The sequence below is a fragment of the Pseudomonas sp. SDO5532_S415 genome, from assembly GCF_054071155.1.
The window spans coordinates 1-13,437 of record NZ_JBSVWS010000044.1 but is presented as its reverse complement, the minus strand read 5'-3'; the positions used below and the strand labels follow the sequence as shown (position 1 = coordinate 13,437).

General features: G+C 61.8%; 14 protein-coding genes. 11 read left to right on the top strand and 3 right to left on the bottom strand.

Translation table 11 applies throughout. The features are described from left to right. The 11 genes from ACW9HW_RS13055 to ACW9HW_RS13005 all read left to right on the top strand — a co-directional run bounded on the left by ACW9HW_RS13055 (position 1) and on the right by ACW9HW_RS13005 (position 9,502). Complete coding sequence (locus ACW9HW_RS13055) at positions 1–864, top strand: branched-chain amino acid ABC transporter permease (protein WP_457400160.1); 864 nt, start codon at positions 1–3, stop codon at positions 862–864. Next, the gene (locus ACW9HW_RS13050; protein WP_457400158.1) at positions 864–1,898 is read left to right on the top strand and encodes a branched-chain amino acid ABC transporter permease; all 1,035 of its coding nucleotides are present in this window, start codon (positions 864–866) and stop codon (positions 1,896–1,898) included. Before ACW9HW_RS13055 ends, ACW9HW_RS13050 begins: the two co-directional genes overlap by 1 nt. A 184-nt stretch (positions 1,899–2,082) precedes the next feature. Continuing rightward, positions 2,083–3,012, top strand: coding sequence for a LysR family transcriptional regulator (locus ACW9HW_RS13045; protein ID WP_095194848.1), 930 nt, complete (start codon positions 2,083–2,085; stop codon positions 3,010–3,012). Between the two features lie 245 nt (positions 3,013–3,257). Next, the gene (locus ACW9HW_RS13040; protein ID WP_457400157.1) at positions 3,258–3,752 is read left to right on the top strand and encodes a hydroxyquinol 1,2-dioxygenase; all 495 of its coding nucleotides are present in this window, start codon (positions 3,258–3,260) and stop codon (positions 3,750–3,752) included. A gap of 43 nt (positions 3,753–3,795) precedes the next feature. Next, the gene (locus tag ACW9HW_RS13035) at positions 3,796–4,815 is read left to right on the top strand and encodes a hydroxyquinol 1,2-dioxygenase (protein ID WP_095194849.1); all 1,020 of its coding nucleotides are present in this window, start codon (positions 3,796–3,798) and stop codon (positions 4,813–4,815) included. Positions 4,816–4,906: 91 nt separating this feature from the next. Beyond that, positions 4,907–6,370 carry an aldehyde dehydrogenase family protein gene (locus ACW9HW_RS13030; RefSeq protein ID WP_457400156.1) on the top strand — a complete coding sequence of 488 codons (1,464 nt, stop codon included), beginning with the start codon at positions 4,907–4,909 and terminating at the stop codon, positions 6,368–6,370. 8 nt (positions 6,371–6,378) lie between these two features. Beyond that, positions 6,379–7,446, top strand: a complete 1,068-nt coding sequence (locus ACW9HW_RS13025; protein WP_095194851.1) for a maleylacetate reductase — start codon at positions 6,379–6,381, stop codon at positions 7,444–7,446. Positions 7,447–7,470: 24 nt separating this feature from the next. Then, positions 7,471–8,343 (top strand): dioxygenase family protein, encoded by an 873-nt coding sequence (locus ACW9HW_RS13020; RefSeq protein WP_457400154.1) that lies wholly within the window; start codon positions 7,471–7,473, stop codon positions 8,341–8,343. A gap of 3 nt (positions 8,344–8,346) precedes the next feature. Further along, positions 8,347–8,655 carry a YciI family protein gene (locus ACW9HW_RS13015; protein WP_457400152.1) on the top strand — a complete coding sequence of 103 codons (309 nt, stop codon included), beginning with the start codon at positions 8,347–8,349 and terminating at the stop codon, positions 8,653–8,655. 2 nt (positions 8,656–8,657) lie between these two features. After that, positions 8,658–9,005: a Rieske (2Fe-2S) protein gene (locus ACW9HW_RS13010; protein WP_095194854.1), complete on the top strand. Its 348-nt coding sequence runs from the start codon at positions 8,658–8,660 to the stop codon at positions 9,003–9,005. 44 nt (positions 9,006–9,049) lie between these two features. Beyond that, positions 9,050–9,502 (top strand): YMGG-like glycine zipper-containing protein, encoded by a 453-nt coding sequence (locus tag ACW9HW_RS13005; RefSeq protein ID WP_095194906.1) that lies wholly within the window; start codon positions 9,050–9,052, stop codon positions 9,500–9,502. Positions 9,503–9,628: 126 nt separating this feature from the next. Here the strand turns inward: ACW9HW_RS13005 and ACW9HW_RS13000 are convergent, their stop codons facing one another. Genes ACW9HW_RS13000 through ACW9HW_RS12990 form a run of 3 tightly spaced genes read right to left on the bottom strand, consistent with a single transcriptional unit; the run spans position 9,629 to position 13,293 of the window. Next, complete coding sequence (locus tag ACW9HW_RS13000) at positions 9,629–10,654, bottom strand: DUF2955 domain-containing protein (RefSeq protein WP_457400151.1); 1,026 nt, start codon at positions 10,652–10,654, stop codon at positions 9,629–9,631. Further along, positions 10,644–11,771: an HlyD family secretion protein gene (locus ACW9HW_RS12995; protein ID WP_457400150.1), complete on the bottom strand. Its 1,128-nt coding sequence runs from the start codon at positions 11,769–11,771 to the stop codon at positions 10,644–10,646. The genes ACW9HW_RS13000 and ACW9HW_RS12995 overlap by 11 nt, the downstream gene beginning before the upstream one ends. Next, positions 11,764–13,293, bottom strand: coding sequence for a TolC family protein (locus ACW9HW_RS12990; protein ID WP_095194857.1), 1,530 nt, complete (start codon positions 13,291–13,293; stop codon positions 11,764–11,766). The genes ACW9HW_RS12995 and ACW9HW_RS12990 overlap by 8 nt, the downstream gene beginning before the upstream one ends. Positions 13,294–13,437: the final 144 nt, after the last annotated feature.

The following is a 13,437-nucleotide window of genomic DNA, read 5'->3' as shown; positions in this document are numbered from 1 at the left end:
ATGGAATGGCTCAATACGCTTTTGCAGGGCATGTTGCTCGGTGGTCTCTACGCCATGTTCGCGGTAGGGCTGTCGCTGATGTTCGGGATCATGCGCCTGGTCAATATCGCCCATGGCGATTTCATCGTACTGGCGTCGTACCTGGCGCTGATGGTGGTCCACCACCTGGGTTTCAGTCCGCTGGCCAGCCTGGTGATCGTCGTGCCAGTGATGTTCTGTTTCGGCTACCTGCTGCAGCGCGGCCTGCTCAACCGGACACTCGGCCAGGACATTCTGCCGCCGCTGCTGGTGACCTTCGGTCTGTCGATCATCGTGCAAAACGTGTTGCTGGAGTTTTTCAGCGCCGACAGCCAGAAGCTGTCCCAGGGCGATCTGGAAGTCGCCAGTGTCGGCTTGGGCAGCCTCAGCGTGGGGATCATGCCGCTAATGGTGTTCGGCAGTGCATTGCTGATCATCGGCGGCCTGCAATTGCTGTTCTATAAAACCGAGTTGGGCCGTGCGTTCCGCGCCACTTCCGATGACCAGCAGACTGCACGGCTGATGGGTGTCAACAACGCACATATTTTCGGCTTGGCCATGGCGCTGGCGATGGCGGTGGTGTCGATCGCCGGAGTGTTCCTGGCCATTCGCACCAGTTTCGATCCCACCGTGGGGCCGGCGCGCCTGTTGTACGGCTTTGAAGCCGTGATCATCGGCGGCCTGGGCAGCCTGTGGGGCACCCTGGCGGGCGGAGTGATTCTCGGCATCGCCCAGGCGCTGGGCGCAAAAATCGATCCCGGCTGGCAAATCCTCGCCGGTCACCTTGTGTTTCTGCTGATCCTGGTCGTGCGCCCGCGTGGCCTGTTTCCCCGGAGTGTCGACTGATGAATGCCTTGAATAATCCTGCGCTGACTTATCGCGTACAACGCACAACCACCAGCAGCCGGGTCGGGCTGTCATTGCTCGGGCTGTGCGTGCTGGTGCTGATCAGTGCACCGTTCTGGGCCGATCGTGCCAGCCTGCGGCTGGTGGTGGAATTCGCCTATTACCTGGCCCTGGCACAAATGTGGAACCTGTTGGCGGGTTATGCCGGCATGGTTTCGGTCGGGCAGCAGGCGTTTGTCGGCCTGGGTGGCTATCTGTTGTTCATGCTGTCGACGCAACTGGGGGTGCCGCCCTTGTTCGCGGTGCTGCTCTCGGGCGTGGCGGTCGCACTGTTGGCGATTCCCACCGCGTTGATCGTGTTCCGGCTGCGCGGCGCTTACTTTGCGATCGGCACCTGGGTGGTGGCCGAAGTCTTGCGCCTGGGGCTGGCGCAGATGAGCAGTCTGGGCGGCGGTTCGGGACAAAGTCTGCCGGCGGCGATCGTACGACAGATCGGCAATGACCGTGACGGGCGCGAGATGCTGATCTACTTCACCGCACTGGCCATCGCCATCGGCGCGGTGGCGGTGGTGTTCTTCCTGCTGCGTTCGCGCCAGGGCCTGGCCCTGGCGTCGATCCGCGATTCCGAGCCGGCCTCCGGCAGCCTGGGGGTCAATACCTTCCGGACCAAGCTGATGGTGTACGTGTTGGCGGCCGGTTGCACCGGAGTGGTCGGGGCGTTGATCTTCCTGCAAAAGCTGAGGATATCCCCGGATGCGGCGTTCAACCTGCAGGACTGGACGGCGGTGGTGATTTTCATCGTCATCATCGGCGGCATCGGCACCCTGGAGGGGCCTTTGATCGGCACGTTGATCTATTTTGCGTTGCGCGGATGCCTGGCCCAATACGGCGCCGTGTACATGATCATCCTGGGTGTGGTCGCGGTGGTGATGATGCTCAAGGCGCCGCAAGGGGTGTGGGGGCTGATCAGTGAGCGGCTGGGTTGGCAGGTTTTTCCCATGCAACGGCGGTTGTCGGTGCAACCCCGGCCATGACTTGCCGTCAGGTATCTGGAGTGCGAGGTGCCGACAGGCTAACCTCGCTGTACCGTCCGGCTACCTGTAGGAGCGAGCTCGCTCGCGATGGTCGTTAACGATAACGCGGGCTATCTGAATGCCCGCGTTGACTGGGCGTTCATCGCGAGCAAGCTCGCTCCTACACCTCCAGAGAACCTGCCCCATGGATCGTTTACTCAGTGTCGAAGCCTTTGTGCGTGTTGCCGAGACCGGTAACTTCGCCAGGGCCGCCCAGCAACTGGGCGTGACCCGCTCGGTGATCACCCACCGGATCCAGCAACTGGAACAGTTCATCAATGCGCCGTTGTTCCATCGCAGTACACGCCACGTGCGGCTCTCGGAAGTAGGGGAGACGTACTACCGGGAGTGCGCCGACATGGTTGCGAGTTTCAACTCGTTGACCGAACACATGCGCGAGTTGCGCGCCAAACCCACCGGAAAACTGCGGGTGCAGATGCTGCCGGGGTTTGCCATCGGTCACTTCGGCAGGATGCTGGCCGAGTTCACGCGGCTGTATCCGGACATCGAGGTGGACGTCATCGTCAACGACCGGGTGGTCGACCCGATCGAAGAAGGCTTCGATGTGGCGTTCCAGATGTTCCCGCCCATGGCGGAAACCCTAATCGAACGCAAGCTGTTCAGCGTTCGCCGGTTGTTCTGCATGTCCCCCGACTATGCCGAAGAATTCGGCATGCCCACGCACCCCCAGCAATTGCTGCAACACAAGATTGCCCTGTATGAGGGCTACCCGTCGCGCAACCGCTGGATCTTCAGCGGGGAGGACGAGCAAGTGGAACTGAGCCTGCCAGGTCAGGTGCGTTCGAACTCCGTGCATCTGCTGCGTGATTACGCATCGACCGGGGTGTGTATTGTCTGCTTGCCGACCCTGGTGGCCAGCGACGATCTGCAAAGCGGACGCCTGATTCCGGTGCTGCCGGAGTACGCCTTGTCCTCCTTCAATTTCTCCGCGGTGTACCCCGCGACCCAGCGCCGGGCCCTGAAAGTACGGACGTTGATCGACTTCCTGGTGGAAAACTTCGGCGACGAACCCTGCTGGGACAAGCCTTTGCTGGAGCGCGGCTGGGTGCGCTGAGTCATACACCAAACCTGTGGGAGCGAGCCTGCTCGCGAATGCGGTTCTACATCCGGCAGGGATGTTGGCTGACACACCGTCTTCGTCGGAACGCCGCCCGGAGCAGGCTCGCTCCCACAAGGATTGCAGTGCCTCCAGTGTTTGCGTTTCGCGAACACTGTTGTCGCCGACTGCCTGATTGTTCCAGCAAGGGGTGCGACGTACTGTTGGCTCACTGTTACTACAACAACAAAACGGTGAAAACCATGAGTAGCGCGGCAATCGAAACAGTCTTCGGCTCGCTGGCCAATTACAGCAAAGGGTCGCTTGAAATCATCAGTGGCCAGGCCAGTCATTACGCCTTTTCGAATATCTTCGAAGTGGCGGACAAATCGCTTCCTTACGAAAAAGTCGTGGTCGGCCTGAATCTGGGCTACGTCGTCGAAACCCTGCGCGCCGAAGGCCAATCGCCCTGGTACACGGCAGCACACGACGAATTCGCCATCGTCATGGACGGTGAAGTACGGGTGGATTTCCTCAAGCTCGATGCGCCGTTGAAAGACGGCGAGGGCACGCGGCTGGCCGGTGAGGTTCCCGCCGGCAAACCCATGGGTTACGTGTTGCTCAAGCGCGGCCATCAGTGCCTGTTGCCAGTGGGCACCGCCTATCGCTTCGAAGCCAGCCGCCCGGGCGTGATCCTGCAGCAAACCATCAAAGGACCGTTGTCGGTCGAGAAGTGGGCAGACATCTGCTTCAAGTGATCAGCCCAGCCACCCCCGCCAACAAAAACAAGAGGAACCCGACATGGCCATGCTAGAAACCGCTGCCGACACCGCACTGTTTGCCGACGATGACGTCAAGATCAGCCCGCCCCATCCCGTGACCGGCTATTGCACCTTCCAGTTGGGCGCCTTCGAACTGTCGCGCGACGAATATTTTGCCCGTATCACCTGGCCCGCCAAAGGGCAGACCCGTTCGCACCTGATTCCGGTGGATGCCTTCCTCCGCGCCCTGATGCGGGATGTGGCCTGGGGCTTTTTCTACGGTTGGGTCAACTTCGATCATGTTATCGGCACGCGCAATTACTACGGCAAAGTCGACCTGTATGCCGGCACCTTCAATGGCACGCTCAAGGCCGCCGGGGTCAACTACACCGAGAACTTCGAAACACCGCTGATCATGGCGACCTTCAAGGCGATCCTGCGCGACTGGACCAATGCCACCTTCGACCCCTTCGCCGCACCGGAAGAAACCGGCAGCGCCTTCGGTCGCAAGAATGGCAACAACATCGAGGCCATCGAACGCTTCCGCATCGCCACCAAACGCATGCCGGGCCTGAAAGACGACTCGCCGCTGCGCAACGACCTGCCGGTCAATCGCCAGTTCATCGATGTTTCCCAGGAGGAACCCGAAGTGCACGCTGCTGAAGGTTTCGAAGGCGAGCTGCATGCCTTCAGCCTGTTCAAGTACCTGTCGCGCTCCGACGTGACCTGGAACCCGTCTGTGACCTCCGTGTGCAAAGCCAGCCTGTTCTGCCCGACCACCGAAGAATTCATCCTGCCGGTGTTCCATGGCAATGACCGGGTGGAGTGGTTCTTGCAGCTGTCGGACGAGATCATCTGGGATGTCGGCGACAAGGAAGACGGTAACCCGCGTGCCCGCATCACCATGCGTGCCGGCGACATTTGCGCCATGCCCGCCGACATTCGCCACCAGGGCTATTCCACCAAGCGCTCGATGCTGATGGTCTGGGAAAACGCCACGCCGAACCTGCCACAGCGCTACGAAAGCGGCGAACTGAAGCCGTATCCGATCGAGTTCTGAGAACGGTGTCCGGCCCGGCGTTTGTCGGGCCAGGCGATCAAGAATCAAGTCATCAGACACTGCGCCCCAGGCGCGGTGCGAGGAAAATATTATGCAAAATCAGCTCTATATCGATGGCCGATTCGTGGATGCGGTCGCCGGTGGCACCATCGACGTCGTCTCGCCCCATGACGGCTCGCTGATCACCCGCATTGCCGCCGCCGAAGCCGCTGACATCGATCTCGCGGTGGCCGCCGCCAAACGTGCGTTCCCGGCCTGGTCGGCCCTGGGCGCCGCCGAACGCGGGCGGCTGTTGCTCAAACTGGCGGACAGGATCGAAGAATGCGGTGAAGAGCTGGCGCAGCTCGAATCCCTCAACACCGGGCATCCGATTCGTGATTCCCGTGGCCTCGACGTACCGCGCACCGCCGCCTGTTTCCGCTATTTCGGCGGGATGGCCGACAAGATCGAAGGTTCGGTGATTCCGGTCGAAGCCGGCTTCCTCAATTACGTGCAGCGCAAGCCGATTGGTGTGGTGGGGCAGATCGTGCCCTGGAACTTTCCGTTGATGTTCACCAGTTGGAAAATGGGCCCGGCGCTCGCAGCAGGCAACACCATTGTCATCAAGCCGTCGGAAATCACCCCGCTGACGACTTTGCGTATCGTCGAACTGATGACGCAAGTCGGTTTCCCCAAAGGCGTGGTCAACGTGGTGCCGGGTTACGGCCATACCGCGGGCCAGGCACTGGCCGAACACCTGGATGTGGGCAAGATTGCCTTTACCGGGTCCACGGCGACGGGGCGGCGGATTGTTGAAGCGTCGAAAAGCAATCTCAAGCGCATTCAGCTGGAGCTGGGCGGAAAAGGCGCCAATATTGTGTTTGCAGACGCCAACCTGGAAGCGGCGGTCAACGGCGCGGCCTGGGCGATCTTCCACAATCAGGGGCAGGCCTGCATCGCCGGTTCGCGTTTGATTCTGCACAAAGACATCGCCGACGCATTCCTTGAGCGTTTCATCGCCCTGGCCAAATCCATTCGCCTCGGCAACCCGATGGACCCCGAAACCGAAATGGGTCCGCTGACCTCGGCACTGCATCGTGACCGCGTGATGTCTTACGTCGATATCGCCATTGAACAAGGCGGCAAGATCCTGGCGGGCGGCAAGGCGCCGGACGACAAGGCGTTGGCCAACGGTTTTTATATCGAACCCACAGTTGTCGAGGCCAAGCCCGGTGATCGGGTCTGCCAGGAAGAAGTCTTCGGCCCCTTCGTCACCGTGGTGCGTTTCAGCACCGACGAAGAAGCCTTGGCCATCGCCAACGGCACCGAGTACGGATTGGGCAGCGGCCTGTGGACGCAGAACCTGGCCCGGGCGCACAAAATGGCCGACGCGATTCACGCCGGCATGTGCTGGATCAACTGCTACAAACGCGTCAGCCCCGGCAGCCCGTTCGGCGGTGTAGGGCAATCGGGCTATGGCCGTGAAATGGGCTTCGAGGCGATCCACGACTACACCGAAGCCCGCTCGGTCTGGGTCAACGTCGACGCCAAAATCGCTCCACACTTCAAGCGCTGAGGCCTGCCATGAATGCTTTCATCTACCAAAGCCTGCCGACCCGCGTGGTGTTCGGCTGGGGCAAGCTCTCGGCGTTGGCTGAAGAGATCGAACGGCTGGGTGCCCGGCGTGCGCTGATCCTCACCACGCCCGAGCAGCACGGGCTCGGTGAACAGGTCGCGGCTTTGCTGGGCGATCGTGCGGCAGGTGTTTATTCGAAGGCGGTGATGCACGTTCCGCTGGAAGTGGCGCAAGCGGCGCGAGTCGAAGCGGCACGTCTGGATGCCGATTGCTGCGTGGCCATCGGCGGTGGATCGACCATCGGTCTGGGCAAGGCGATTGCCATGGATTCCGGACTGCCGATCGTAGCCGTGCCGACGACTTACGCCGGCTCGGAGATGACGCCGATCTACGGGTTGACCGAAAACCGCCTGAAGAAAACCGGACGTGACCCCAGGGTTTTGCCGAAAACCGTGATCTATGATCCGCAATTGACGCTGACATTGCCGGCGCAGATTTCGGCCTGCTCGGGCATGAACGCCATGGCCCACGCCGTTGAAGCGCTGTACGCCCAGGACGCCAACCCGATCATCGGCTTCATGGCCGAAGAATCGATACGCTCGCTGGCGCAGGCGTTGCCGGGCGTGGTCAATGATCCGAATGATCCGCAGGCGCGCAGCCAGGCGTTGTACGGCGCCTGGCTGGCAGGCATCTGCCTGGGGTCAGTCGGCATGGCGTTGCACCACAAGCTGTGCCACACCCTGGGCGGAACCTTCAATCTGCCCCACGCACAAGCGCACGCCATCGTCTTGCCCCATGCCGCCCATTACAACCGTGAAGCGGCAGCAGGACCGTTGCAGCGCGCCGCGCGTGCCCTGGGTGGCAGCGAGGCGAGCGAGGTGGGTGGCTTGCTGTACGCGCTGAACCGGAAGCTGGGTATTCCATTGGCGCTGGCGGACATCGGCCTGCCTGAAAACGGACCGGCCGAAGCCGCGCAAATCGCCTGCGCCAGCCCTTACTACAATCCCCGGCCGTTTGAACAAGGCCCGATCGAAGCGTTGCTGACACGCGCCTTCAAAGGCCTGGCGCCGGCCTGATCTCATCCCGTCGGAATAATAACAATGACCGATCAAGACAAAATCATCGAATCACTGATCTCCGAAAAAGCGCTGAACAGCTTCAAACATGCGCCCAACGCGCGTTACAGACAGATCATGCAAAGCCTGGTGCGCCACCTGCACGGGTTTGTCAGTGAGGTCGAACTGACCGAGCAGGAATGGTTTGAAGGCATCCGCTTTCTCACCGAAACCGGCCAGAAATGCGATGGCCGGGTGCGTCAGGAATTCATTCTGCTGTCCGATACCCTCGGTGTTTCGATGCTGGTCGACGCGATCAACCACCGGCACAGTGCCAATGCCACCGACACTACGGTGTTCGGGCCGTTCTATATCGAAGGCATGCCTGAGCGTGAATTCGGCGAGAAGATGGCGTTCACCCCCGGTGAAGCGGCGCTGGTGCGCGGTCGCGTGGTCGATACCCGAGGCAATCCCCTGGCCGGCGCGGTGCTGGATGTCTGGCAGACCGCCGAAAATGGCATGTATTCGGGCCAGGACACCGCACAGCCGTTCGGTAACCTGCGCGGTCGCTATCGCACCAATGCCGACGGCTACTTCGCCATTCGCACGATTGTCCCTGTGTGCTACCCGATTCCAACCGATGGCCCGGTCGGTCGCATGCTCGATGCAGCCAATCGCCATCCGTGGCGGCCTGCGCATCTGCACTTCATGATCGATGTACCGGGGTATCGCAAATTGGTGACCCACTTGTTCAATCACGATGATCCGTATCTGGAGTCCGATGCCGTGTTCGGCGTCAAACAGTCGCTACAGGTGATTTATGAGGACCGGGTCATCCATGATGAAGTGTCCGAACAACTGGATATCCAGTTGCCGTTCAAACGGGCGTGTTACGAATTCGTCATGGAAACAGAGTGAAGCATGGGCCAGTTTTTTGCGGTATATGCCACCGATCATCCGGATTCCCAGGCGTTGCGTCAGCGCTTGCGGCCCAGTCATCAAGCTCATTTGCGCGCCGGCAAGCATCGTGTCGTGGTGCGCCTGGGCGGTCCGACCCTGGATGACACCGGGGCCGCGATGAATGGCACATTGCTGGTAATCGAGGCGGGCAGCCTGCCGGAGGTGGAAGCGTTCATCCAGGACGACCCCTATGTACAGGCCGGACTGTTTGCCAATATCCAGATTCGTCCCTGGCATTGGAGCCTGGGCAATCCTGAAATGCGTGGCTGATCATGACCACTATCACGTTGTGCCAGCGCGAAGACATCGCTGACGGTGGCGCCCTGGGCCTGCCCGAACACCGGCAACTGCATCCGGCGGGACTGATCGCCGTGAGGCAAGGCGAGCATGTGTGGGTCTACATCAACCGATGCCCGCACTTTTCCGTGCCGCTGGACTATCGCCCGCAGGCGTTCTGCACCTATCGCGGCAAGGTCCTGATGTGCGCGCATCACAGTGCGATGTTTCGTTTCCAGGACGGACACTGCATCGACGGCCCGTGCAAAGGGGCGCAGTTGGAGGCGGTACCTGTGCGTTGGGTCGGAAATAGCCTGGTCATGGAGGTGGATGAAGCGGGGTGATCTACAATTTCTTGAGGGTGAACCACGCCCATCCGGAGGTCACCATGAAACTGTCACCCCTCAGCCTATGCATCGCATTGGCGGTTTTCAGTGCCCAGGGATGGGCCGAAACCGTGGTGCCGCTTAAAGGCCAAAGTTCGCAACAGACGCAAGTGGACATCAACGAGTGTCACAGCATCGCCGCCAGTCAGGCTTCGTCGACGTCAACCACGGCGTCCGGCGGTCGGCTCAAGGGGGCCGCCGTGGGTGCGGCGGCCGGGGCGGCGGGGGCGCAAGTGCGTGGCCGTCAGCATGACGAGTTCTATGATCGCGTCGATGACGATACCAAGCAGGATTATCGGCAGAATCGCGCCAAAGAGACTGCCGCCGCCGGTGCCGTGGTCGGCGGTTCACGCCAGCGCCAGGAACGCCGCGCCCAGGAAAAAACCGCGGCCGCGACCACTTCGACGGCCTATACCAGTTGTTTGCAGGGCAAGGGTTATCAGGTCAATCCCTGAGTCTGTGCCTGCCAGGGCTAATCCTGTGGGAGCGAGCCTGCTCGCGAAAGCGTTGGGTCAGTCAACATTGATGCTGAAGCTGATGATCTCTTCGCGAGCAGGCTCGCTCCCACAAGGATCGCGGCATCAGGCCCTGATAATGGTTTTTTGCCGTTGTTCGAGCAGATGCACCATCAAACAGGCATACAGCGTCACCGCGATGAACAACCCCATGCGCACCGCAAACGCGGTGTAGACGTCCTTGCCCGCCGCGCTGTCCTGCACCGATTGCCCCAACAGGATAATCATCGTGATCAGGCTGTTGAGCCAGAACCCGGGGCTGAACCGGCCTGGACTCAATCCATAGAGCTTGCGCGCCAGCAGCAGCGTGAACAGCAACATCCACCAAAAGAACATCCACAGGTGCACGAACAGGCTGAGCGCACACCAGAACAGGATGGCCAGCAAGCCGCCAAGCAGGGTAGAACCGACCAGTTCGCGTCCGGCGTTGCGCGCCGAGGTCGTCGAACTCTGTTGCCCCAGATTGACCGCCTTGAGGACGATGGGCAGGTAACTGGCCGGATCGATCAGCGCCATCAGGAACGCGGGTATAACGATCAGGGTGGCACGCAACGCCACCCGGCCAACTTCGTCCGGTGCCAATGTCGGGGCGGGGGGTGGTGCAGGTGCATTGTCAGGCTCGGGGAACAGCCAGTGACTCAAGATCCCCACCATGACCGCCAGCAAGAGTCCCGCGACCAATGCCTTGATGACCATCAGCGCCAGGTCGAATTCCAGGACGCCAGCGGAGGAAATCATGGTCAGGCCAATGATCAGGAAGGTGACGATCAGGTTGTTGCCACCGCGCAGGCCAAAACGAAAGACTGCAAACAGACAGAGCCCGATCAACAGCACACCACTGACAGCGAAGTAACGCAGGACCGGGATCAGCAGCAGGCCGATACCGGTGGTCAACATTGCGACCAGCGCCAGTATCACGGCGGCCTTGAAGGGCAGTGGGCGGTTGGATGCGACCAGCAGCAGCGCACCCAGCACCGGCGCCAGAAAGGGAATCGGCAATGCCAGGCCATAACTGGCCGCCAGACACAGGGCGGTCCCCGTGGCCAGGCGCAGAGCACGCTGAACCCTTGGCGAGCGCTGCTTAATAGACATACGACAGCCAGCTCATCAGCCACAGAAACACCCGGCCCAGCGGGTTCAACAGGTGGCCTTCGCTGGGAAAGGCCATGACCTCGGCCTGGCCACCGGCACGGATGGCGCGGTTGTCCTTGAGCATGGTCAGTGACTCGGGGGAAAACTCGATGATCACCGGAAACCGCTGGGCCGGACGCAGCCAGTCACGGCTGTTCTGCACCGTCGGCAGACTGCCCGGGGCGGGCGGCTGGCCCACACTGACCCCATAACCGACACTGCGCACGCGGCCCTCGAACACTTCGCCGGGCAGTGCATCCAACACGATCGACACCGGTGAGTCGGGCTGGACCAAGGCCAGGTTGTTTTCGGTCATGTCGGCACTGATCCACACATCGTGGATCGCGATCAGGGTCATCACCGGGTTGCCCGCCGCGGCGAACTGGCCGACGTCGGTGCGCAAGTCGGTGATCAGCCCGGCCGAGCGTGCACGAACCTGAGTGTTGGCAAGATCCAGTTCGGCTTTCGACAGGGCGGTGGCGGCGCTGCGCAGCAGGGCGTTGTCTTCCTCGCTGCCGCCTTCCTGCTCGCGGGCGCGCTGCACTTCGGCGCGGGCCGCAGCGACCTTGCTGACGGCGGCTTCGTGGTTGGCGCGGGAGACTTCCAGCAAGCGTACGGAAATGGTGCCGGGGTCTTCGCGGTACAGGCCTTCAAGGCGCTGATTGTCCTGGCGTGCCTTGAGTTCGTTGGCCTGTGCCGCCCGCAGGTTGGCCTGCGCCGAAGCGATGCCGGCGGTACTGGCGCCGATCTGCCGGCGGGTGGATTCAAGGTCTGCCCGCGCCCGGTCGACCGCGATCTGATACGGCTGCGGGTCGATCTCGAATATGACGTCCCCGGCCTTGACGTCCTGGTTGTTGCGCACATGCACGCGGATCACCCGACCCGCGACTTCCGCCGCCACCGGAATCACGAACGCGCCGACCCGTGCCTGTTGCGTGTAGGGCGTGAAGCGGTCAGCCAGCAGATACCAGGTCAGGCTCAATACGATCAGCAGCAGAACCCATTTGATGCCTTTTTTGGTCGGATCGGCGGCCGCTGGCTGCGGAGCATCGGAGGAGGGAGGCGCGGCGTCAGTCATGGTGGCTTACCGGGTTGGGAAAGGAAGCGGCGGGCTGAGGCTCGGACAGCAGGTCGCCCCAATCGGTGCGTTGTTCCATTTGCCGGCGCGTGGCCGGATCGACTTTGGCCAGGGCGCTGTACCAGCCACCGCCCAGGGCCTTGTACAGAGCAATCACGTTAGTCACCGCATCACCCCGACTGACCAGGTAGCTGTCCTGGGTATCGAGCAGGGCGCGCTGGGCATCCAGTACCCGCTGAAAGTCCGAATAGCCCTCGCGATAAAGCGCGTTGGCCAGCTCCAGCGAGCGTTTCGCCGCACCTTCGGCCTCACGCAGGATGCGTTCGCGCTGCAAGGCCTGGGTCAGGCCGTTGGCGGCATCGTCCGCCTCGCGTGCAGCCTGGCGCACCTTGTCGCGATAGGCCTCGATCAGCTGTTGCAGGCGCGCATCCTGCACCCGCACGTTGTTGCCGATACGGCCGTAGTCGAACACGTTCCAGCGCAGGCTCGGGCCGCCAATCAGGTCCAGGCTGCGGGAGCTGCCGCTCAAGGTATCGGTGGACCAGACAATGCTGCCGAGCAGGCTCAGCGACGGGTAAAAATCGGTTTCGGCGACGCCTACCAGCGCCGACTGCGCGGCCACATTCAGTTCGGCAGCGCGCACGTCGGGACGGCGCAGCAGCAGCTGGGCCGGCACATCCTGCAGCACGGCGCGGTCCACCAGCGGGATCAATCCGTTGTTCTCGACCACCAGCGGCAGTGCTCCCGGCGGCTGACCGATCAGTACCGCCAGGGCATTGCGCAAGCGCACCAGTTGATCTTGCAGGACGGGGATGCTGCTCAGGGTACCGAGGTATTGGGTCTTGGCTTGTTGCAGGTCGAGTTCGGCGGTCTGTCCGCTCTTGAACAGTTTTTCGGTGATTTCGTAATTGCGCTTCTGCTGGCGGGCGTTTTCCTCGGCCACCCGCAAACGGGCCTGGGTCGTGCGAAGCGAAAAATAACTGTCGGCCACCTGCGCGCGAAGCAGAACCAGGGCGTCGTCATAGTTGGCCTCAGCGGCGAAATAGCTGGCATCGGACGCCTCGATGGCGCGGCTGAAACGCCCCCAGAAATCCAGTTCCCAGCCCACATCGAAACCGGCGCTGTGCTGCCAGAATCGGCTGTCTATCGGGTTACGCCCGCCCGATTGATCCCGATGGATGTACACACTGTCGGCACTGATCTGCTGCAGTTGCGGGTAGCGACCGCTTTCGGCGATGCCCAATTGCGCGCGGGCCTCCATCACCCGCAGACCGACAATCTTCAGGCTGGAATTGTTCGCGTCGGCTTCGGCGATCAACCGGTTCAGGGTCGGATCGGCAAAAATCTCCCACCACTGGCGAATGTCCGGTTGCAACGCCCGCTGGCTGGCGTGGTCGAGGTTCGGCGTATTCCAGTGATCGACCCAGGGCTCGCCGGGCGACTGGAAGTCCGGCCCCAAGCGCACGCATCCGCCAAGGGCGAGCACGGCAAACAGCAGCAATGGGCGGGTGGATGGAGGCATTGCGCGGTTCCGACCGAGGAATATCACAGCAGCATAGACGCCAGGAGGGTGGGTGGTACGCAATCCCTTGTGGGAACGAGCCTGTGTGGCGAGGGAGCTTGCTCCCGTTGGGGCGCGAAGCGGCCCCTCTCTTTACTCAAAAGC